This window comes from Methanosphaera sp., assembly GCF_016282985.1.
In the GTDB taxonomy this organism is placed as follows: Archaea; Methanobacteriota; Methanobacteria; order Methanobacteriales; family Methanobacteriaceae; genus Methanosphaera.
This window is the reverse complement of record NZ_JAEELZ010000149.1, coordinates 1-22,101: the sequence shown is the minus strand read 5'-3', so window position 1 is coordinate 22,101 and position 22,101 is coordinate 1. Positions and strand designations below refer to the sequence as shown.

The following is a 22,101-nucleotide window of genomic DNA, read 5'->3' as shown; positions in this document are numbered from 1 at the left end:
TTTACACTTGAAATACACGTCCCTCTCTCTAAAGGTTTTTATATTATGTTAAATAATATAATATTATTTATTTTTCACTTGAAATATTATTATTACAAATATAATTTTATTTGAAATATAACTAGCGAGAGATTTTTATGAATATATTTGTAGAAATGAAAGAAAAACCAACAATCTTTAAATCAAAGGAATACTTAGATCATCGTTTTATTCCTGAAACTTTACCTCACAGGGATGAAAAAATTACATCAATTGCTAAATACTGGGTTGAAGCTCTAAGTAAAATTACACCACAAGATATCACAATATACGGTAAAACAGGTACAGGAAAAACTGCAGTTACATTATATGCTAAAAATCAACTTGAAGAAGTAGCTCAACAGAATAATCTTAATATAAGAATTGAATATATTCGTTGTACAGATTACAATACTGAATACCAAATTCTGGCTAAATTATGTCAATTATTAGGAAAACCAGTTCCTTTCAGAGGATGGACAAAAGCAGAAGTTGTTAACACATTCAGAAACTTGTTTAAAAGTAATTCATTAGGTGATGATTTAATACTTATTGTTATTCTTGACGAAATAGATGTTATATTAAAAAATGATGGGGATAACATTTTATATACTTTAACAAGAACTGATAATGTTTCTATTACATCAATAAGTAATTATGTTGATTTCAAACGTTTTATTAAACCTAAAGTTAAAAGCAGTTTAAGAGATAGAGAAATTGTTTTCCCTCCATATAATGCTCAACAATTAGTTGATATTCTTCAAGAACGTTCAAAATTATCTTTTAATGAAGGAGCAATTTCAGATGGAGTTATTAGTTTATGTTCAGCATTAGCAGCTAAAGAAGAAGGAGATGCACGTTATGCATTGGATTTATTAAAAACTTCTGGTGAAATAGCTGATGAAAAGGAATCTGATGTAATCCTTGAAGAATATGTTAAAGAGGCTAAAGATCGTATTGAACATAATAAAATTATTGACATAGTAATGACTTTACCTATACAACAACAAAAAGTATTGGAAGCTATAACTATTTTAACTCAGAAAAAAGAAGAAATTACTTCAGGTTTATTATATGAAGTATATCAGGATCTTGCTAAAAATGATAAAGTATCATACAGAAGATTGTTTGATTTTATAAATGAACTGGAAATGTTAGGTTTAATTTCTGCAAATACAATTTCAAGGGGAAGAGGAAGAGGAAGAACAAATATTATTACTCTTCAATGTGACACGGATTTAATTGACAAAGCTTTAATGTACAAAAATTAATTCTTTTTTTTATTTTTTTATTACTGAATCCAATATTGCCATTCTTACAGGAACTCCATAAAATGCCTGTTTGAAATACATGGCATTATCCAATGAGTCAACATCAAAGTCTATTTCATCAACTCTTGGTAAAGGATGCATTAAAATAATATCAGTTCCTTCAATATTTGATTTTTTAAGAGTATATTGACCTTTAACTTTTAAGTATTCCTTTGGATCCGGAAATCTTTCTTTCTGTATTCTGGTCATGTATAAAACATCAATATCATCTAAATTATCAAGCAATGTTGATTTCTGAGTAAATTTACAATTCATCTTTGTTAAATCATTAATTATTTCTGAAGGCATTTGTAACTCTTCAGGAGCAATAAATATCATTTCAATGTTAAACATTGCAAGTGCATAAACTAAACTGTGTACAGTTCGTCCATATTTTAAATCACCCACCAATGCTATTTTTAAATTATTTAAATTGCCTCTTGTTCTTTTGATGGTATATAAATCAAGTAATGTCTGACTAGGATGTTGACCTGCACCATCACCTGCATTTATTACAGGTACGTCAACATTATCTGCTATAAAACGAGCAGCTCCTTCCATGTCATGTCTGATAACTAATGCATCAGTATACTGTGCTATTATCTGTGCTGTGTCATATAATACTTCACCTTTCTGTACGCTTGTTCCCTGTTTTTGACCAAAACCTATGACATCCCCACCTAACCTTTTCATAGCAGTTTCAAAAGATAATCTAGTACGAGTTGAAGGTTCATAAAACATAACACCTAAAAGTTTTCCATCTTTTTCATGACAGACTTTTTCACTTCTGGCAATAGGTTCCATTTTTTCAGCTTTTTTTAATATGTACTCTACATCATTTTTACTAAAATCTCTAATTGAAATAATATTCTCTAAATTGAAACTCATCAAAATCATCTCACTACATTTTTCTTGCAAAAGTAATATAACCAGTATGACCAGCCATTCGACTATTAGGTCTGGTTTTATTATTTTTTATTTCTATTTCTCTAACATTACCTTCCCGAATAGTAATATGTTTAAATCCTGTTTTTCCAAGAACCTTATTTACTATTTGGAACTGTTCGACATAAGGAGTATAAACTGCAATAAAACCACCCGTCTTTAAAATTCTGTATGCATCTTCAATCACTTCATATGGTTTAGGTAAATCCAAGAAAACTAAATCAATGCTATGATCTTCTTCTTTAAAACCTTCAGTCACATCCTGATTATATAAAGTAATATTATCAAAATCAGTTCCATCAATGTTCTTTTTAATTATTTCTACAAAATCTTCTCTTATTTCATAGCTATAAACATGACCTTTTGGACCTATAATATTAGCAAAAAATAGTAGACTACTTCCAGCACCAGTACCCGATTCAACTATTTTACTACCGTATCCAATACCAGTAAAACCGGTAACCAACCCTAAATCCTGTGGCAATATTATAGAACAGTTTCTTTTCATTAATTCTATGTAATCATTTATGTTAGGTTCAATGACAGTATATTTTTTTCCCAAATGTGTTTCAAGAACATCTCCAACATTTGCATTTTTTATATCTTCCTCTGGAATTACACCTTTTTCCGTGTGAAATTCCTTATCATGTACCACATATTTTCTATTTTTACGGTCTACTATTATCTTCATATTATCCCTTATTTATATATTAAACTTTTTTCTAAATATTTATTCTTTAAATTCTCTGTTTGTCACGTCAATAATATTAGTTGCAGTCTTTTCACCTATACCTTCAACTTCTTTTAATTCTTTCTTTGAAGCGTTAACAACGTTTTTTACAGTTTTGAAATGAGTTAATAATTTCTTTGCAGATACAGGACCAATACCTGGTAAACTTTCAGTAATAAATAATTGTTGTTCAGGTAATGTTACAGGTTTTGTCTGTGTTCTAACGCTAACAGGTTTTTTATTATCTTTTTCCTGTTCTCTGATAGCAATTCTTTTAATCATAAATGCCGTGTCAGTTTCATTTTGAGTTTGAATGATAGGTATTCTGAAATCAATTGCTATAGCTGTCAATGCACCTCTTATAGCATTCGGATGAAGGAATGTATGATAAATGTTTTCCCCTTCAATAATCATCAATGGTTTTCTACAATTATTCACTAATTCTTTTGCTTGTTGATATAATCTTTTATCAGTAATTGATTTACTGAAATCTTCCACAGTTTTTCTTTCAATAATGATATCATCAGTTATCTGATAATCACCAACTGTCATTGTTTTAACATTTATTTTACAATTTATCTTATCAAGTTCTCTCATCATATTTGAATTTTTTTCACGATAATCAACATATATTTCTACTTCTGCATTGTCTTCCGTTGTTAGCGTGTTTGGATTATATGATGTTACATCTTCCTTGTCGGCAATATTATTATCTAAAGTAATGTTTTCCTTTCTATACGAATTATAAACATTACTTCTCATAGCTCTTTCTTTTCTCTGACTAGACCAGTAATAAGATTCATCAAGTGTTCCCTTAGTCATTAAAATAAACATTTCACCTTCATGTTTACGTCCTGTACGACCTTTTCTCTGAATCATTCTAATTTCTGATGGTACTGGTTCATAAAGGATTACATAATCAACAGCAGGTATGTCAATACCCTCTTCAGCAACACTAGTAGATATTAAGACATTATAATCATCATGCTTAAACGAATCAATGGTTTCAATCTGTTTTTTCTGACTTAATCCTTTATCGTTATCTCGTGAAGCTTGTCCATAAAATCTTAAAGATTTAATTTTATGTTTTTCACAATTTTCATAAATTGTTTTTGTCGTATCTCTGAATTGACTAAATACAATGATTTTATTTTCCTTATCCTGTTTGATTAATTCTTGAATCAGTTCAATTAAACGAATCATTTTTGGATGATCTATACCTTTATCTAAATATTTTCGTGTTAGAAGTACTGCTTTATTAAATTTATAATCATTTTTCAATGATTTTGCTGCTTTTGTTTTTTTCTTTTCCAGTTTATTGAAATAATTATTTAATGTTTTAATACTTTGAGTTTCTAACAACTCTTGTGAATGCATGATATTAATTACTTCTGTTAGAATTGAAATTCCAGTGAAATATTCTTTTTTAGGCATACTGGATGAGGCTATTTTTTGTTGTAATCTTGATTGTTCTACTAAAATCTCTTTTTTTGAAGGTTTTGCAATAGAATCAATAATACCTAATTTTTTAAGAGTTTTTAATCTTATTTTCAATGTTTCTGAGATTAAATCTTTAATTTCTTGGAGTTCCGGTGTTAATTTTACTTTTATCCATTTTGTTTGCACCTGGTTGAAATATGGTGCAACATCAGGATCATCTTCACTTTTTATAATAATTTCATTGACATAAATATTCTTTGATACTTCCTTAATTTTGCTTTTTTCCCATCCAGGACTTGCAGTTAAACCAAGAATTAACTGATTTTTTGCTTGTTGCACATATTTTTGTGCCAAATAAACATAAGAATAAGAACCAACAGCATGATGGCATTCATCAAATATTACAAGTGAAACATCCTTAAAATCATATTCTCTTGAAATAATATCTGATTCAACTGTTTGTGGAGTAGCACATATAACCTGATTTTCATTCCAAAGTTTTTTCCTGTCACTCGGTTTATCATTACCTGTTAAACTGGCTACACTTGTACTCAAAAAATTTCTAAAACTTTTTTCATGTTGTAAAGTTAATGGTTTACTAGGAGCTAAAATAAGAATTTTACTGTTTTCATAGTTTTTTAATCTTTCAGCAGACACTAATGCAGCAATTACAGTTTTTCCCATAGCTGTAGGAGCTATAATCATAGTGTTTCCTTTTTTTAAAACACTCATAGCTAAATTTTGCTGATAAAGTCTACCTTCTATAGTGTCTTTGTTTAAATATTCATGTTCTATAAAATTATTCATACTATTATAATTTATGTCAAATCATTGTATTAAGTAATGTGTTATATAATAATAATCAGAATATTTTTTTTTATTTAATTATTGATTTATTTCTTAAAAAAATTAAATTACTAAAATAATTTTCATATAATTCTTATTTACTTTTTTTAAAAAAATAATTAAATTCATTCCTTTTAGTATATTATTTATTGAGTTCTAAAATAGCTTAATTGTATATTTTTGTAAATATATATCTACTTAAGATATATATACAACTTAAGATAATATCAAAACAGTCTTTATTATTTTTTGTTAGATTATTATTTGATTGAAAAAAATAATTATTTTTTAATATAAAGTGATTTAAATGAGATTAATGAATTTTCAAAAAATCAATACAAATGAATTACAAATGATTGTTCATTATATTGGATTTATAATAATATGTATTGCTTCATTTATGGTAATACCAATAATTGTTTCCCGGATATATAATGACAATATATTATATTTTAATTCATTTATAATATCAACTATAATCTCTTTAATCATAGGATTATTATTATTTTACAAATTTAACTCTAATAATTTGTATAATTTATCATTAAAAGGTTCTCTGATTTTGGTACTTTCTATATGGATAATTTCAGCATTTTTTTGTGCTTTACCATTTATAATTTCTGGTGATTTATCTTTTATTGATGCATATTTTGAAAGTATGTCTGGAATTACTTCAACTGGTTTTACTATGTATGCCAGTGTTCCTGTGGCTTATTCTATTAGACTTTGGAGAAGTTTGCTTCAGTGGTTTGGAGGATTAGGAATTATTTTCTTGCTATTAGTACTTCTTCCATCAATTGTTAGTTTAAAAAGATTATATTTTGCTGAAGGAAAAACAGAACAAATGACACCGAATATAAGACATACTTCAGTTATTTTTATTAAATTATATACTTTTTTAACAATAATTGCTATTTCATTATATTTATTGGTTGGATTAGACATTTTTAACGCTGTATGTTATACCTTTTCTGGTTTAGGTACTGGTGGTTTTGTTTCAGATCCGAATAATTTAAATGATTTTTCAAATCCTTTGTTTCAAATAGTTACCATAATTATAATGATTATGGGAGGTACCAATTTCATTTTACATTATAATTTGATGAAGGGAAACTTGAGAAATTTTTATAAGGATATCGAAATAAGGTATTTGTTTATATTTATATTATTAGCAACAATACTTGTCATGGTAAATTTATATCAAAATAATATGTATAATCATGATTTATTAGTTATATTTAGAAATGCGTTGTTCCAGGTTGTATCAATATTAACTTCTACCGGATTTCAGTCTACTGATATAAACAATTGGCCTGCTTTAAGTTATCATGTACTAATAATTTTAATGTTTATTGGAGGTTCTGTTTGTTCAACAGCAAGTGGTATTAAAATATATAATATTGCTATTATATTAAAATCTATCTGGTGGGAGCTTCAATCAATATTTTTACCTAAAAATATAATAGTTTTCAGAAAAGTTTTCCATGATAACAGGGAAATAACAGTATCCAATGATTCATTAAAACAAATATTTACATTTATATCTGCATATTTGTTATTGTTTGTAATAAGTACTGTAATTGTATTATTCTTCTGTAATGATTTTAAAATAGCTGTAGCAATCGTTGCAGGTTCAATTGGTAATACAGGATTGGGTCCAAGTTATATAAATACTTCAATTCCATTACTGGTTAAAATTGTGTTATTGTTTGATTTTTTAGCTGGAAGAATCGGTTTATGGCCTGCTTTATTACCATTATTTTTTGTAATTGAAGAAATAAATGAAAAAATTAAAGAAAATTAAAATTTAACTATTTTAAATAGAAAAAGAGAAAAAAGTAAATATGAAAAATTGATTTTGTAAATCAATTTATTTTTTTTTAAACTAATTATGAGATTAGTTTTATTAGGTTTTCCACAGTATCATAAACAACATCTAATTTACACATATTTGGTACATAATTAGCTGCCTTTGCTGAATTAACTCCGATAACTTCATAATCCAGTTCTTCTACTGGTGCTACCACCATACAAGTATCAGAAACTATTTTTCCACCTGCAGCTTCAATAATGTCTAAATATCCACATTGTTTACTTATGGCTTTAATTGCTTGGGATGTACAAATCCATAAATCTTTTTTAAGTTTTTTACCTTTAACTAATGTGGCAACTTTTTGTATTTCACTAATTGAAGCATGTGGACAACCAAGACATACTAAATCAGGTATTTTATCCGTTGTACTTAATCCATCCAAGGATTCTTTGATAATTTCAGAATCTATGTTAATAACTTCCGTTTCATTAAATGTTTCATGATTCTTAGCAAATTCAGCTTCAGGGGTAACATTTTCTACATGATAAATACTTACAGCTCCGCTTGAAGCTAATGCAGCACCTAATGTTTTTAAATTATTACGTCCAGGATTACTATTTAATCTGAAATATGGATTTTTATCGTTAACAATTTGTCCAACATAATAACCTAAAGCACCAATTTCTGCTTCTGTAGTAAAATCATAATCAACATCAAATATCATATCAGCTTTTCTATTATCCGTAATGTGATTTCCATAGTATGGTGTTCTTCCAACAATTGCTGCAAGTAATGCACTTGGTCCGCCTTCCCTGTTACTTTTTGCACCTATAACACTATTTACATAGCAAACTGCAGAAGATTCACTCCAAGCTACATGCTCATGTAATAATGGAGTGTTACCTATTAAATATGGTGTACAGGTACATGTGCTCATTACACCTATACTTTCATAACCTTTGATGATATCAATTTGTTTTTTAGTAAATTCTTCACTAAAACCAAGTTCTTTCCAGTTTTCTATGTCAACTCCAGCCGGATTAAGCATAGTTTCCAGTTCCACATCAGCTTTTTTGCCTAAATCTACAACAAAATCTAATCCAGCATCACCAATTGTTTTATATGAAACTCCAGATACTTGTGCAGATGTAATAGGAACCATTTTTTCAGCATTATATATTTTACCTAAACTAACAAGGATTTCCATACATTCAGCTTTACCTTCCCCATATTCACCATTATACATATCTTCTTCATATTTTGTAAGTTGCATATTTATCACTTCAATTGTTTATTTGATATTCTACCATTTCATTAACTAAATGAATAAAATTATCTTTTTGATCAAAAGGTATAGTTGCTCCAGCAGCAATATTGTGGCCACCACCGGATCCATTAAAGTTATTTGATGCTTGATTCATAATAACTCCTAAATTAACTCCTTTTTCAACCATATTATCAGTTGTTCTTGATGATACTTTAATTAAATTATCCATCTTCATTAAACTTAATATTGGTTTATCTGGTAATATACCTAATTCAATACCTATACTACTTACAGCTGCGGCAATTTGTTTTTGTTCCTTATCTTCTGTATAAATATATTGAATGTTTTCTTCCTGGATACTACCTTCTCTTTTTATCCATTCAATTCCATTTTGCATATTACTACTGTATTTGGATAATAATGATTCTGCAAAGTCCATCTGATTATATTTACCTAATTCAATACTTATGGCAGCAGTATATTCTTTATTTTTACCACACGCATTTAATAAATTAGCATATTCCTCCACATTAGTTAATTCTCTTCTAATATTCGGAATAGTATATACTTCTCCATAAATATCTTCATTTATTGATGTTAACTCATTTTTCAGTGTTTCATATTCTTCACTGGTTAATTGATGTAATAACTTATCTTTAGGTATGTTGTGTTTATCCAAAAAGTCATTTGTTTCATCAACAAAACCGGATAGTCCTTTAATAACTGGTGTATATGTGTATGCTATTGATTTATGTAATGGCTGAGTATTTGAATAAGCTAATTTTAATTCATTTTTAACTTCCATAGTTTTATGTTCTAAAGCTTCATCTAAAATTAGTTTATTAATTCCTTGTGGACCATTTTTTAGTTGCATATCTCCACATGCACCTGTTAATGCAAGACCTGCCAATTCATAATATCCATAGTCATGTACAGATAAATATGACAGTCCTGAACCACTAACTTCTTTGGTTCCATCAACATTAAATATATGAGGATTTACATGAACAATCTTTTTATAATCAACTTGCATTTCCGGGTCAACATCTTCAGGAAATTGATGATGGTCAGCAATGATTACATCACCACTTAATTTAGAAATGCTTTCAAGATTTCCACTTCCCATATCTGAGAAAATAAATAGTTTATAACGAGATTTAGTAAGTTCTTTTACATTACTGTCTCTTAGTCTTGGTAATATAGTAATATGGAATTTACCCCCTGCTTTTGATATTGCATTAGCGAATATTCCAGCAGAGGTTAATCCATCAGCATCATTGTGAGAGATTATTCTCACAACATGCTGGTTATCAATATGTGATTTTAATAAATCACAAGCTTCATCAGCCCTATTTAACAAGGAGAGCTGCTGTTTTTGGATCATATCTCCATCCTTCAGGAAGAACATTGTTTCTAGTGTAGTATTTTACTAATCTTCTGATTTTTGATTCGATAATCATTAATCCTCTTTTAGAGTGTAAATCTTTAGGATTTTCTTCTAAATGTTCTCTGATGTTTACTGCTCTTTTGATTAAGTTTAATAAGTCTTCTGGGTATTCAAATTCAGTTCCGTTGTCTTTTAAAATTTCTGTAATTTTTGCTCCGAGAACTGTTTTTGTACTAGGAATTCCGTATTGGTCTCTTAAGATAATACCAATTTGACTTGTACTTTGTCCTTCTCTGTGTAATTTCACGATTAATTCTACAATTTCTTCTTCGGTCATTTCTAACCATTCAGGTTTTTCTGCCATAAAAAATTCTCCTATTATTTATTTAGTATTTTATATTATATTCTAAAAAAATTATTATTTACGTATAATATAACAAATTAAGATTCACTTTCTGAATACCATTTAGCAAATTTTTCCATTGATATTCTTCTGTGTGAACATTCGTTTTTTTCATCAGTAGTAAGTTCTCCAAATGTTTTATCATATTTTTCAACATAAAATAGTGGATCATAAGCAAATCCGTTAGAACCTTTTTCTTCTGATAAAATTTCACCAGCAACAGTGCCTAAAAAAGTCTTGGGTTCACATTTGGGTTTACAATAACCAATACATGACCTGAATTCGGCGTATCTGTCCTGTTCATCTTCTAATAATTTAATTATACCCTTATTGGTTATAGTATCCTGTACATAAGATGAATAAGTTCCAGGAAAATCATTAAGGGATCGTATAAATAGGCCTGTATCATCTACTATAACTGGTTTTTGAAGTAATTCTGCAACATATTTAGCTCCATAAGCTGCTACCTCTTCAATTGAGCCTTGAATTTCAGGATAACCTGGATTTTCATGGTCAACTTCTATACCAAATTTTTCGAAAATACCTCTTGCCTCTTTAACTTTATGTTCGTTACCAGTAATAAATGTTACTCTCATTTTTATCATTAATATATATTGAAAAACTAGTACAAAAAAATTATGTAAAAAAAATGTATAAGTAAGGAGGTTATTTTTAAATTATTATCCGAAAACTTTAGCTGTGAGTTCTTCGAGTTTTGCAAGGTATTCTTCAGGAGTAATTCCTTTGAGGTAAGCATATAATACACTTCCACCAGCACCTACTCCTTCTTTAACGGAACCTTGTGCAAATGCTGCTAATCCTGGGTTGCTTGAATTTTCCATTTTAGGGTCAGCTGCATATACTGCTATGTCTCCAATTTGGTTTACAATATCTAAAATATTGGATGTTTCATCATTTGCAACATATACTGTAGTTGCTATTGCAATGTTTGAGAAGTCAAAGTCAGGTTTGATTGCTTTAATTGTAGCAAGTACTGCTGTCATTTGTGTTCCACCTGCAAGTGTTACTGGTACTGAACTACCAATAGCTAAACCAGCAGCTGCTATGATTGTTGGATCTCCTGCAATTTCTACTGCTTTAAATGCATCATCTTTTAAGTCACCTGGTTTAACATTGTTTTTTTCTAATGCTGCATTTACAACGCTTGTTTTTAGTTCATGAGGATTGTGCATCATACATCCACTTACTTTACCTTCCACATCATAACCTAATGCTGTGAGTACTCCTTGAGCTGTTGTGGTACCTGCCGGTGTTGATTCTCCAATCATTAAATGGTCAGATAATTGTGATAATAATTTACCGGTTTCTACTGCATTACAATAGATTTCTTTAGGATTTGGAACTCCTTTACCTTCTCTTAAGTCTCCACCCGGTTGACCATTTAAACTAATGAATGATGTTTTAGGGTCTACTTCTAGACCTGCACTGATTGCTACAAATGGCATGTTTAATAGTTCATATGTTGTTTTAGTTAAAAGTCCTGGTGTAGGTGCAGGTACTTCATCAGATTCTGTTACTGCAATTTCCGGAAGACTTAATGCTTCATTTCTTAACATTAATTCTACATCTAATGCTGGTGTGTATGGTGTCATTTCTGGGGATCCACCTGCTCCACTTATACCTTCAATTTTTGAAACTGCTGTGTTACCTAGTACACATGCGAATACCATGTTTTCTGATTTTTCTAAGTCTTTAAGTACTTTATCTGATCCGAATATTTTTACGTTGTCTACCATTTTGTATTCCTCGATTTTTTTTAACAAATATAATATTAATTATTTAATTCAAATATATTAATAATTGTGAATAAAAATTAAAAAATACTTGATTTAACGGTCTTATAATTAAGAAAATTTGACAAAGGGGTTTTTTTGTGATTTGTTTAGGGATAGAAGGAACAGCAGAGAAAACGGGGATTGGAATAGTGGATTCTGAAGGTAATATATTAGCAACATGTGGTGATCAGTTATATCCTGAAGTGGGTGGTATTCATCCTAGGGAAGCAGCTAATTTTCATGCAGAGCATATTGTTCCATTAATTAAAGATGCATTAATTGAATCAAATTTAACATTGAATGATATTGATTTGGTATCTTTTTCTAAAGGACCTGGCTTAGGTCCGGCATTAAGAACTGTAGCTACAGCAGCCAGAAGTTTATCTCAAAATATTAATGTTCCATTAATTGGTGTAAATCATTGTATTGGACATGTTGAAATAGGAAAACTTACAACAGGGGCTAAAGATCCTGTTACATTATACACCAGTGGAGGTAACACTCAGATTATAAGTTATGAAACTGGACGTTATAGAATCATTGGTGAAACATTGGATATTGCAATAGGCAATTGTTTAGATCAATTTTCAAGAGATGTAGGGTTAGGTCATCCTGGTGGACCAATTGTTGAAAAGCATGCTCAAAATACTGATGAAACAGTTGAACTTCCATATATAGTTAAAGGAATGGATTTATCTTTTTCAGGAATACTTACAAGTGCAATTAACAAATATAAACAGGGAATAGATTTGGATGTAATATGTAATAGTTTCCAGGAAACCTGTTTTGCAATGTTATGTGAAGTAACTGAAAGAGCACTAAGTTACACTGGAAAGGACGAAGTATTGTTGTGTGGTGGAGTAGCAGCAAATAAAAAACTTAGAGAAATGTTAAAACAGATGTGTGATGAACATTATGTGGACTTTTATATGCCTCCTATGAAATATTGTGGAGATAATGGTTCAATGATTGCAAGATTGGGATTGTTATCCTATGATGAAAAAATTACGGGAATTAAAAATAGTTACATTAATCCAAAATATAGGACTGATCAGGTTGAAGTAACTTGGATTAATGAAAAACCAGAACATAACATATCATTACCTGATAATATCAAACACAAAGGAGCAGAAGCTGATATTATTGAAACAATGTGGGATAATAAGGAATCCATAATAAAAAACAGAATATCTAAAAATTACAGAACAAAAGAATTAGATGATAAATTAAGATTGGAAAGGACTAAAGAGGAAGCTAAACTAATTTATGAAGCTAAAAAGTATAATGTCAATACACCCTTTATTTACTCTATTGATTTAGAAAATTATAATATTATTATGGAAAAAGTGGATGCAATACAATTACAGGAGAAAATAGAAAAATCAAACGTTAATGAATTGGAAAAATTAGTTAATGATATAGGATTAATGGTTAGAAACATGCATGATGGTGAGATTATACATGGTGATTTAACTCCAGCCAATATTTTAGTTAAGGATGACCTTCCTATATTAATTGATTTTGGTTTAGGAAAGTATAGTAATCTTCTTGAAGATAAAGGTACTGATTTACTTGTATTTAAAAAATCTTTAAAAACCATTATTCCTGAAGAATCTGATAAATTATTCGGATGGTTTTTAGATGGATATGATAATAAAGAAATAGTTAAAAAAATAGATGAAATTGAAAAAAGAGGAAGATACCTCTAATTACTTTTTTTTTATAAGATTATGGATAAGATTAAAGTTACTGCTCCAACTATCCAACAGTAATAAGCAAATATATCTAAACTCCAACCTTTAATCATTTTCATGAGTAATTTTATTGCAAGATATCCAAATACTACAGATGAAATAAATCCTGCTAATATTACTCCAAATGAAATATCAATCGTTGCAATATCTTTTATCTGAATTAATCCTGCGCCGACTACTGCTGGTACTGAAAGTAAGAAACTATAACGGGCAGCATATTCTCTTTCAAGACCTAAACATAATCCTGATGCAATTGTTGAACCGGATCTGGAAATTCCAGGCAATACTGCCAATCCTTGACAAATACCTATTATAATGGATTGTGTAAATGACATATCTTTTTCTGTAATTTTTCCTGATGAATGTCTTTCAGAGTAATATAGTATTAAACCTGTAATTATTAGGAAAAATCCAACAAATATTGTTCCTCTGAATATTGTTTCAATAGCATCCTTAAGTAATAATCCAATAATAGCTGTTGGTATGGAACCTACTATAATTAACCATGCAAAACGTTTTTCAGGAACTAATTTTAATTCTCTTTTAAATACATCAAAACCTTCAGTAAGATCTATTAAACTTAGTATGAAACCTTTTATCAAGTTTATAATATCTTTCCAGAAAAATGAAAAAATTGCTATTAAAGTTCCAATATGAAGTACTGTATCAAATGCTAGACCTGTTTCTACTCCAAGTAAGTTTGGAATCAGTGCAAGATGTCCTGAACTACTAATAGGTAAAAATTCACTTAATCCTTGAACAGCACCTAAAATAATAGCGCTTAGAATGTCTAACAAATAATCACCTCTGATTATATATGTTATTTTTAATTTAAGAAAAAAATAGTGAAAGGATGGTTATATAAAGTCTAACCAACCATATTTGTCTTCTACTTTGTTGTTAATAATATCAAATAAATTATCTTGTAATTTTTTGGTAATAGGTCCACGTTTACCTTCACCAATTGTTATTTGATCTACTGATCTAATTGGAGATAATTCTGCAGCTGTACCTGTGAAGAATAATTCGTCTGCAGTATAAACTCTTTCCCTAGGGATACGTTCTTCTCTAACTTCAAATCCTAAGTCTTGAGCTACTTGAATAACAGTGTTTCTGGTAATTCCGTTTAATACTGAAGAACCAATATCTGGAGTGTATATAACATCATCTTCAATCATAAATAAGTTTTCTCCAGATCCTTCACCGATATCTCCGTTATAATTTAATACAATACTTTCACTGTAACCATTAGCTACGGATTCCATTTTAGCTAATTGGGAGTTCATATAATTAGAACCTGCTTTAGCCATGTTAGGCATGGTGTCTGGTGCCATTTTTCTCCATGTTGAAGTACATATGTCAATTCCTTGTTCTAAAGCATCTTCTCCCAAGTATTGTCCCCATTCCCAAACTGCAACTACTGTTTCTACAGGACAGTTTAATGGGTATACACCAAGTTCTTTATAACCTCTAAATGCAATTGGTCTTACATAACATGATTTAAGGTCATTTTCTTTGATTGTTTCTTTTACTGCATCACATAACTCATCTAATGTGTATGGGATGTCCATTCTGTAAACTTTTGCTGAGTTAAGTAATCTTTTCATATGATCTTTAAGTCTGAATACTGCTGGTCCTTTTTCGGTATCATAGCATCTTAAACCTTCAAATACACTAGAACCGTAATGTACTACGTGTGATAATACGTGAATTTGTGCATCTTTCCAGTCTACTAATTCTCCGTTAAACCATATTTTTCCTGATTCATCGAATGCCATTTTAATAATTCCTATTTTTTTATATAATATTATGTCTCTTTTTTATTCTATTTAAGATTTATAATAGTATTTTTTAATTTATCTCATTTTTTAGATATTTAATTTGATTTATAGAAACCTTTATATACTATAATAAATATACTATAGTATAGTCTGACATAAAGACTTATTTATTTTATTAGGGCTGGTGGTCTAGGGGTATGATACCTCCCTTACAAGGAGGGGATCAGGAGTTCAAATCTCCTCCGGCCCATTTTAAACATTAATTAAATCTATTTTTCTTGTTAATTACTTTTGGCTTCTTTTTTTAACGAAAATTTACTTATAACATATAAGTTATAACTTATAAGTAATAAGTTATTATCTTTAGTATATATTATTTAATTCAGAAAAATTTAAAAAAAATAGAGGTTAGGGAGAGAATATATTTAAATTGTCAATGTTACAATAGAAATAATTATTGAAATAAAGAATATAATACTTCCTTTAAATAAAAGTTCTGATAAATTTCTTTCTACCAACAACAATCCACCATAACAGACAATAGCACTGGTAACTATTTTACCAAGACCAGTATATCTGCCCACTGTAATTCTATTAAATATCAATGAAATTAAAGTAGCAACAATCAGTAGTACGATTAAATATACAATTATATTATTTTTAAAGAATTCTAAAGATTTATCAACATCTACTGCCGGTAATTTATCTTTAATATTAATGGCTCTAGTAGTGGTGTTATCTAAATAACTTCTTGGTTGATATGAAGGACTTTGATATTGGTTTAAACTACTATTGCTTCTATTACTTCTACTAAATCGTCCTGATAAAATTGCATGAGAATTATTTCCTCTATTAGGATTTAAACTTGCAGGTCTTGATGAACTTTCATAGTAATATTCATCGTAATCGAAATCATCTTCATCTACTGCAGGTTCTGAAACAACTCTTTGTTTTTTAGAATAATTCTGAGCTATTTTCATTAGACCTTTCTTATCAACTAATTTAATATTTCTTTTCTGAGCATAAACTGCTGCTCCATGTGTAAATCTACTTGTAGTAAATATTAATATTTTTGAAGCATTTACAGCTTTAGCTGCAGTTTCCATATCTTTTAATACATCTAACCCAACAGTCCATGGTTCTTCATAGTTTTTACATGCAGCAACTACTCCTACTTCACCTACTGAAGTTTCGAGAGTTCCATATATGTCAATAACTTGATTATCAATTGGATAGTTTGTTGTAGTTTTAAAACCACTATCTTCCATAATAGTGGCAATAAACTTTATTAATCGTTCTTTTTCCAATATTCTCCCTCTGTTCAATGTTTGAAATGAAATATTTGTATAATTCTAAATTATTATTTTAAGTTATTATAAATATTATTGATTTATTATATCTTTTTTAAAGTATTATAATTTATCTATTAATAATAAGTAAAACTTATTACATATTATTATTATGAAAATTTTAATAACAAATGATGATGGTGTAACTTCTAAGGGAATTAAAGCATTAAATGATGCAGTTAAAGATTTGGGAGAAACAATGGTTGTAGCACCTGCACGACAGCAAAGTGGAGTTGGTCATGCAATAACATTGATGAAACCCTTAAGAGCAATGCCTACAAAGATTGATGATGATACGGAAGCTTATGCTGTTACAGGTACACCAACGGATTGTGTAATACTTGGTTCTAAAAATTTAATGAAAGGAGAACCTGATTTGATACTTTCAGGAATAAATGTTGGTGAAAACTTAGCAAGATCAATTACTACTTCAGGAACATTAGGGGCAACATTTGAAGCAGCTTATTTTGGAATACCAGCAATAGCAGTTTCAATTCAAGTCAACCATGAAGATATAAAATTTAAAGATGGAGTAGAAAGTGTTGACTATTCTTTTGCCGAAAAGATAGTTAGAAAATTAGTTAAAAAAATTATAGATCATGGAATGCCTGAAGGAGTTAATATTTTAAATCTTAATATTCCAGCAAATCCAGTTTCTGATGAAATTGTTCAGGTAAAATTAGCTAATAAAATGTATGATACTGATGTAGAAAAAAGAATAGATCCATATGGTCATCCATATTATTGGATAGTTGGAGGATTAATAATGGAAGAAGATGGGGATACGGACGTACATACATTAAGAGTTCAAAATAAATCAACATTAACGGCATTATCAACGGATATGACTACAGATGTTGATTTAAGTAAATGGTTGGAATAACTATTTCAATACATCAATACCCATAATCTTATTTTTTTTATTTTTACAAATATCATATGCGATGTAACTACTGCCAATAGCACCACTTTTATCGGTTAAAACTTTGACAGGAGCAATTTTTTCGACTTTTTCTTTAATCATCCCACTTATATCAACAGGGTTATTCATAGTTCCACCACTACCTGTCAATACAATCCCTTCAATATTATTTTCGGCTATACCATACAGACCATAAATTTCCATCACAACGCTCATAACTAAAGAATCAATAGCTAAACGACCATTTTTATCATTGTTTAAAGCTTTTTTTATGATTTCATCTTTCACGTTATTGATTTTTGTATCTACTTTTGCAATCTTTGAAATACCTGCATGTGAAAAACATTCGTTTGCTGTTTTCTTCCCTTCATCAATTTCACGTATCATACTTAAGTCAAGAGGACCATGAATGAATCCCATAGCACCAATACATGCATCAAGAGCTCCTTTAATAATACCATCTTCCACTAGTATACACACTGTATTTGAGCTGATATCTGCTATTATCATGTTTTTCCAGCCTGTCATGGTATATGCATAATAGGTTAAACTTACCTTTTCACTGCTGGCACAATGTGAATAACTTGCTCTAAATCTTTCATCCATGAATTCACAGTCTTTATGTAGTCCCGGTATTAATATTGAAGGTATTTTTAATGATAATATTTCTTCATATATTTTACTTCCACCACCAGTTACTTTACCTGCTCCATTTATTGATAATATTCCTCTGTCTTTTACTTTTTCTAACGGTGTAATTTTATTAATGGAGTCACCCATTGCATATGTCATTGCTAATAGATTAATATCGGCAATTTTGACATGTTCTCTTAGAGTATCTTTAAAATTTACTTTGTTATTTGATACTTCGTCACGATTAAGTTTGAAATAAGCAACATCCTCTTTATTTTCATCTATTATCTGGAAACTTATAGCAGTTGTTCCATGATCCATACCCATATAATATTTCATATACTTATTTTTTTATTGGATTGAATTTATTTTTTTGTACAATTCATCTAACTATTTTCTAAGAAAACTTTGGAATAACCGGGTAAATAAATCCGGATTAAAGATGTTATTTTCATTTTCATAATCTGTTATAGTACATACTTCTGTTGATTTTGCAGTGGTTATATCACAAATCCAGTGACTTTTTACTTCTTTTCTGAATGCATTTTGTAATAAATTCTTATTGTTATATGTGACTATCCATTTACTGGAATCCTTTTCAAATTTAATCAAACTTTTGTAATTATGACTGTGGTAAACATATTCATCAGAGTACTGGATAGTGTATACTTTATAATCTTCTCCTGTTTCCTTTCTTAATATTTCTGTATACTGATTATTTTTTCTAAAATCTGCTCTTACAAGACTTGATTTATTTAATATTATATGATTTACACCATCCTCATTAATGTTAAATGGAAGTTGTCCGTTATTCCAAACAAGAGCTAATTTTAATAGTTCTTTAATTAAGTTTTTATCCTCATTTTCAGTTTTTATTAATTTATAACTTAATCTTCCAAACTTATTTAATTTATAATATTTTAGTTTTAATTTACCATTATTTTCTTGGAGAAGTTCTAATTCTTCTTCTGAATATTCCTTTGTGTTGTCATTGAATAATTGTCTGATTATACTACTTGAGAATCGTTTTTCCTCTAACTCTTCAAAGGATGTGTATCTGATACTCTTTACAACATTTTCTATTTCATCCCATTCTATGTAATAATCTTTATTTTTATATGTGGTAATCTTTATATTGTTTTCTCCAATTCCGGATATTAAACCTGTTTTATAATATTGTTTATGCTCCAGTATCTCTTTTTTAATATTTTGAAAATTTTCATCTAAATTGAATTTTCTTGGAGTGTATGAAGTGCTACTGATAATTATATCTGAAAATAACCATGAAAGTATGGAGAGTATGATTTCATTGATGATTTTTCCCTCTTTATAATCGTCCAGGGATGTTTTAATGTCATTCCAAGAATAGAAATTGTTTTCGATTTTTAAATATTTTTCACCAATACCTCGAATAATCAGGGAATCTGAAAGACTTTTATTTTTATATTCTGCCTTATTTTCTATTACATGTCTTTTAACATCCTCAAAGTTATCATTGATGTTGAATTTTAAAGGTTCTACTTCCATGGATATCATACCTTCTTTTAATATAATAATATTATTAATATAATAATTATTATTGTTTTTCTATTAATTCAGTTTTTTTTCCAAAAATAAACAAAAACTTGATTTAATTCCATTTTAATTTGAATATCTATAAATAATATTATAAATATAGTTGATATAGAATTAAAGGTAGGATAAACATGCAATATGATACATTAACACCATTAATCACAAGATTAAATGATTTCTTAGATTCATTAATAAGAGATTTTAAGGAATATAAATTAGATGAAGAAACCATAGTATTTTTATCAGAAAAAACAAGAAATTTTATTAATTTTACGGAATTATCTTTATTTAACGTAGTTTTAAAAGTTTTAGGAAATATCGACGATGTTAAATACGCATTTGATGATGAAATTAAACTGATTAATAAGATGATTGAGAAAATTTTTGAAAAATTGAATGAATCATTAAGTAATATTTTAGTTCATGAAGATGAAGAAGAACATGTACATGGCCATGATCACGATCACGTTCATTATCATGTAGATGTTGAAAATGTTCAAAAGGATATTGACAAAATAATTGAATATCTGGTCTTTTTGAAAAAAATATTGGGTTCTCTTGGAAATGTTATATTGTCACTATTAAAATATCAAAACAAAGAAATTTCTGAAGAAGAATTTAATAAAGAATACACAACATTTAAAGAAAATATTAATAATTATAAAAACGAATTTGCTGATTTATAAATCAATTTATTAATTCATTTACTATTTAATCTTCTATTTTTATTTTTTTTAGCTTGATAAGTAATCTGTGAGAAAAAAAGCAATTATTTTTTATTGGAGTTTAATATGAAAAAAGAATAAAATAGGTTTTTTAACCTTATTCTTCTTTTTCTAATCCACAAGCGGTTCTTAAGTTTTTACCTACTTCTTCGATTAAAAGTTCTCCTTCTAATCTTCTTTGTGCGAAGAGTTTAGGATATGCACTTGCTCCTTCTACTGCAAATTCGGTTGCAAAGGTACCATCTTGGATTTCTCTGAGGATATCTTTCATGTTTGCTTTTGCTTCGTCAGTAATGATTCTGTCTCTTCTGGTTAATCCACCAAATTCAGCAGTGTTACTTACATCTTGCCACATGTTTTTGAAACCTTTTTCGTAGATTAAATCGATGATAAGTTTCATTTCGTGACATGTTTCGAAGTAAGCCATTTCAGGTTGGTAACCTCCTTCTACTAAAGTTTCAAATCCAGCTTTAATAAGTGCGGTTAATCCACCACAAAGTACTGCTTGTTCACCGAATAAATCAGTTTCAGTTTCTTCTCTGTATGTGGTTTCGATTACACCTGCTCTTGTAAGACCAACTGCTTTTGCCATTTCAATAGCAATATCGAAAGCATCTCCTGTAGCATCTTGTTCTACAGCAACTAAACCAGGAATTCCGAATCCTTCTTCATATGTTTGTCTTACTTTGGATCCAGGACCTTTAGGTGCAATCATTGTCACGTTTACATCTGCCGGTACTCTGATTCTTTTAAAGTGTATGTTGTATCCGTGTGAGAAGGATAATGTGTTACCTGCTTCAAGGTTGTCTTTGATTTGGTTTTCGAAAACATCTTTTTGTAATTCATCAGGGATTAATATGTGGATGATATCTGCTTCTTTTGCAGCTTCTTCAATAGTTTTAACTGTAAGACCGTCAGCTTCTGCTTTTTTCCATGAACTTCCACCTTCACGTAATCCCATAACTACATTTAATCCACTGTCATGCATGTTTAATGATTGTCCTCTACCTTGGCTACCGTAACCGATAACTGCAATGGTTTTTCCTTCTAATACGTTTGTTGTTACATCTTCGTCATAAAATACTTTCATTTTATCGAGTACTCCTATATTTTATAAAATTTTTATATCTAGATATTATGTTTATATCTTTGTAAGAAGTTATATAAAATAATTATTTGAATTAATATTAACATGAAAAATATAATAAAATAGAAGGTTTTTAATTAAATATTTGTCTTTAAACAGCTATTGGGATATTTTAATTTATTTTCTACTGGATATGCATATTATTCTCCAACATGTATTCTTAAAAATAACTGTTCTTGAATTTCATTTTTTATTTTAAATATTCGAGTATTAATTAATTCTTATTATTCTTTTTTGACTTTATCTATGTTTTTACATTT

The 22,101-nt window shown here is 28.9% G+C and carries 19 protein-coding genes and 1 tRNA gene; 6 read left to right on the top strand and 14 right to left on the bottom strand.

Annotated elements, in window-relative coordinates; genetic code table 11:
- Positions 1-137: 137 nt before the first annotated feature.
- Positions 138-1,289 (top strand): orc1/cdc6 family replication initiation protein, encoded by a 1,152-nt coding sequence (locus tag QZZ11_RS09190; protein WP_292475561.1) that lies wholly within the window; start codon positions 138-140, stop codon positions 1,287-1,289.
- A 9-nt stretch (positions 1,290-1,298) separates the two neighbouring features.
- Here QZZ11_RS09190 and pyrB read toward each other — a convergent pair whose 3' ends face one another.
- Genes pyrB through QZZ11_RS09175 form a run of 3 tightly spaced genes read right to left on the bottom strand, consistent with a single transcriptional unit; the run spans position 1,299 to position 5,250 of the window.
- Positions 1,299-2,216, bottom strand: coding sequence for an aspartate carbamoyltransferase (gene pyrB, locus QZZ11_RS09185; RefSeq protein WP_292475560.1), 918 nt, complete (start codon positions 2,214-2,216; stop codon positions 1,299-1,301).
- Positions 2,217-2,229: 13 nt separating this feature from the next.
- The gene (locus tag QZZ11_RS09180) at positions 2,230-2,964 is read right to left on the bottom strand and encodes a tRNA (adenine-N1)-methyltransferase (RefSeq protein WP_292475557.1); all 735 of its coding nucleotides are present in this window, start codon (positions 2,962-2,964) and stop codon (positions 2,230-2,232) included.
- Between the two features lie 39 nt (positions 2,965-3,003).
- Positions 3,004-5,250, bottom strand: a complete 2,247-nt coding sequence (locus QZZ11_RS09175) for a DEAD/DEAH box helicase (RefSeq protein WP_292475555.1) — start codon at positions 5,248-5,250, stop codon at positions 3,004-3,006.
- 346 nt (positions 5,251-5,596) lie between these two features.
- Here QZZ11_RS09175 and QZZ11_RS09170 point away from each other — a divergent pair, with 346 nt between their 5' ends.
- Positions 5,597-7,093 carry a TrkH family potassium uptake protein gene (locus QZZ11_RS09170; RefSeq protein ID WP_365953045.1) on the top strand — a complete coding sequence of 499 codons (1,497 nt, stop codon included), beginning with the start codon at positions 5,597-5,599 and terminating at the stop codon, positions 7,091-7,093.
- 85 nt (positions 7,094-7,178) lie between these two features.
- On the opposite strand, the gene QZZ11_RS09165 is transcribed toward QZZ11_RS09170, so the two are convergent.
- The 5 genes from QZZ11_RS09165 to cobT form a co-directional block, all read right to left on the bottom strand.
- Positions 7,179-8,375 (bottom strand): aconitase X catalytic domain-containing protein, encoded by a 1,197-nt coding sequence (locus QZZ11_RS09165; RefSeq protein ID WP_292475552.1) that lies wholly within the window; start codon positions 8,373-8,375, stop codon positions 7,179-7,181.
- A 10-nt stretch (positions 8,376-8,385) separates the two neighbouring features.
- Positions 8,386-9,753, bottom strand: coding sequence for a DHH family phosphoesterase (locus tag QZZ11_RS09160; RefSeq protein WP_292475550.1), 1,368 nt, complete (start codon positions 9,751-9,753; stop codon positions 8,386-8,388).
- On the bottom strand, positions 9,719-10,120 hold the full coding sequence (locus tag QZZ11_RS09155) for a 30S ribosomal protein S15 (RefSeq protein ID WP_292475549.1): 402 nt from the start codon (positions 10,118-10,120) through the stop codon (positions 9,719-9,721). Before QZZ11_RS09155 ends, QZZ11_RS09160 begins: the two co-directional genes overlap by 35 nt.
- 77 nt (positions 10,121-10,197) lie before the next feature.
- Positions 10,198-10,755: an XTP/dITP diphosphatase gene (locus QZZ11_RS09150; protein ID WP_292475547.1), complete on the bottom strand. Its 558-nt coding sequence runs from the start codon at positions 10,753-10,755 to the stop codon at positions 10,198-10,200.
- A gap of 84 nt (positions 10,756-10,839) precedes the next feature.
- Complete coding sequence (gene cobT, locus QZZ11_RS09145) at positions 10,840-11,916, bottom strand: nicotinate mononucleotide-dependent phosphoribosyltransferase CobT (protein ID WP_292475545.1); 1,077 nt, start codon at positions 11,914-11,916, stop codon at positions 10,840-10,842.
- Between the two features lie 137 nt (positions 11,917-12,053).
- Here cobT and QZZ11_RS09140 point away from each other — a divergent pair, with 137 nt between their 5' ends.
- On the top strand, positions 12,054-13,664 hold the full coding sequence (locus QZZ11_RS09140) for a bifunctional N(6)-L-threonylcarbamoyladenine synthase/serine/threonine protein kinase (protein WP_292475541.1): 1,611 nt from the start codon (positions 12,054-12,056) through the stop codon (positions 13,662-13,664).
- 11 nt (positions 13,665-13,675) lie between these two features.
- Here QZZ11_RS09140 and QZZ11_RS09135 read toward each other — a convergent pair whose 3' ends face one another.
- Entirely contained in the window at positions 13,676-14,506 is an 831-nt protein-coding gene (locus QZZ11_RS09135) for an undecaprenyl-diphosphate phosphatase (RefSeq protein WP_292475538.1), read from the bottom strand.
- A gap of 60 nt (positions 14,507-14,566) precedes the next feature.
- Entirely contained in the window at positions 14,567-15,487 is a 921-nt protein-coding gene (locus QZZ11_RS09130) for a branched-chain amino acid transaminase (protein ID WP_292475537.1), read from the bottom strand.
- A gap of 181 nt (positions 15,488-15,668) precedes the next feature.
- Here QZZ11_RS09130 and QZZ11_RS09125 point away from each other — a divergent pair.
- Positions 15,669-15,740: transfer RNA gene (locus QZZ11_RS09125), tRNA-Val, on the top strand.
- A gap of 175 nt (positions 15,741-15,915) precedes the next feature.
- On the opposite strand, the gene QZZ11_RS09120 is transcribed toward QZZ11_RS09125, so the two are convergent.
- Positions 15,916-16,797, bottom strand: coding sequence for a restriction endonuclease (locus tag QZZ11_RS09120; protein ID WP_292475535.1), 882 nt, complete (start codon positions 16,795-16,797; stop codon positions 15,916-15,918).
- Positions 16,798-16,951: 154 nt separating this feature from the next.
- Here QZZ11_RS09120 and surE point away from each other — a divergent pair, with 154 nt between their 5' ends.
- Entirely contained in the window at positions 16,952-17,722 is a 771-nt protein-coding gene (surE, locus tag QZZ11_RS09115) for a 5'/3'-nucleotidase SurE (protein WP_292475533.1), read from the top strand.
- On the opposite strand, the gene QZZ11_RS09110 is transcribed toward surE, so the two are convergent.
- Positions 17,723-18,733 carry a methanogenesis marker 12 protein gene (locus QZZ11_RS09110; protein ID WP_292475532.1) on the bottom strand — a complete coding sequence of 337 codons (1,011 nt, stop codon included), beginning with the start codon at positions 18,731-18,733 and terminating at the stop codon, positions 17,723-17,725.
- A 51-nt stretch (positions 18,734-18,784) separates the two neighbouring features.
- Positions 18,785-19,921 (bottom strand): hypothetical protein, encoded by a 1,137-nt coding sequence (locus QZZ11_RS09105; RefSeq protein WP_292475529.1) that lies wholly within the window; start codon positions 19,919-19,921, stop codon positions 18,785-18,787.
- A 179-nt stretch (positions 19,922-20,100) separates the two neighbouring features.
- On the opposite strand from QZZ11_RS09105, the gene QZZ11_RS09100 reads away from it, so the two are divergent.
- Positions 20,101-20,655: a hypothetical protein gene (locus QZZ11_RS09100; RefSeq protein WP_292475528.1), complete on the top strand. Its 555-nt coding sequence runs from the start codon at positions 20,101-20,103 to the stop codon at positions 20,653-20,655.
- Between the two features lie 136 nt (positions 20,656-20,791).
- Here QZZ11_RS09100 and ilvC read toward each other — a convergent pair whose 3' ends face one another.
- Entirely contained in the window at positions 20,792-21,784 is a 993-nt protein-coding gene (ilvC, locus tag QZZ11_RS09095) for a ketol-acid reductoisomerase (RefSeq protein ID WP_292475526.1), read from the bottom strand.
- Positions 21,785-22,101 lie beyond the last annotated feature (317 nt).

Coding starts and splice junctions, on each gene's coding strand:
- QZZ11_RS09190 (WP_292475561.1), top strand. CDS start 138: ATGAATATATTTGTAGAAATGAAAGAAAAACCAACAATCTTTAAATCA.
- pyrB (WP_292475560.1), bottom strand. CDS start 2,216: ATGAGTTTCAATTTAGAGAATATTATTTCAATTAGAGATTTTAGTAAA.
- QZZ11_RS09180 (WP_292475557.1), bottom strand. CDS start 2,964: ATGAAGATAATAGTAGACCGTAAAAATAGAAAATATGTGGTACATGAT.
- QZZ11_RS09175 (WP_292475555.1), bottom strand. CDS start 5,250: ATGAATAATTTTATAGAACATGAATATTTAAACAAAGACACTATAGAA.
- QZZ11_RS09170 (WP_365953045.1), top strand. CDS start 5,597: ATGAGATTAATGAATTTTCAAAAAATCAATACAAATGAATTACAAATG.
- QZZ11_RS09165 (WP_292475552.1), bottom strand. CDS start 8,375: ATGCAACTTACAAAATATGAAGAAGATATGTATAATGGTGAATATGGG.
- QZZ11_RS09160 (WP_292475550.1), bottom strand. CDS start 9,753: ATGATCCAAAAACAGCAGCTCTCCTTGTTAAATAGGGCTGATGAAGCT.
- QZZ11_RS09155 (WP_292475549.1), bottom strand. CDS start 10,120: ATGGCAGAAAAACCTGAATGGTTAGAAATGACCGAAGAAGAAATTGTA.
- QZZ11_RS09150 (WP_292475547.1), bottom strand. CDS start 10,755: ATGAGAGTAACATTTATTACTGGTAACGAACATAAAGTTAAAGAGGCA.
- cobT (WP_292475545.1), bottom strand. CDS start 11,916: ATGGTAGACAACGTAAAAATATTCGGATCAGATAAAGTACTTAAAGAC.
- QZZ11_RS09130 (WP_292475537.1), bottom strand. CDS start 15,487: ATGGCATTCGATGAATCAGGAAAAATATGGTTTAACGGAGAATTAGTA.
- surE (WP_292475533.1), top strand. CDS start 16,952: ATGAAAATTTTAATAACAAATGATGATGGTGTAACTTCTAAGGGAATT.
- QZZ11_RS09110 (WP_292475532.1), bottom strand. CDS start 18,733: ATGAAATATTATATGGGTATGGATCATGGAACAACTGCTATAAGTTTC.
- QZZ11_RS09105 (WP_292475529.1), bottom strand. CDS start 19,921: ATGGAAGTAGAACCTTTAAAATTCAACATCAATGATAACTTTGAGGAT.
- QZZ11_RS09100 (WP_292475528.1), top strand. CDS start 20,101: ATGCAATATGATACATTAACACCATTAATCACAAGATTAAATGATTTC.
- ilvC (WP_292475526.1), bottom strand. CDS start 21,784: ATGAAAGTATTTTATGACGAAGATGTAACAACAAACGTATTAGAAGGA.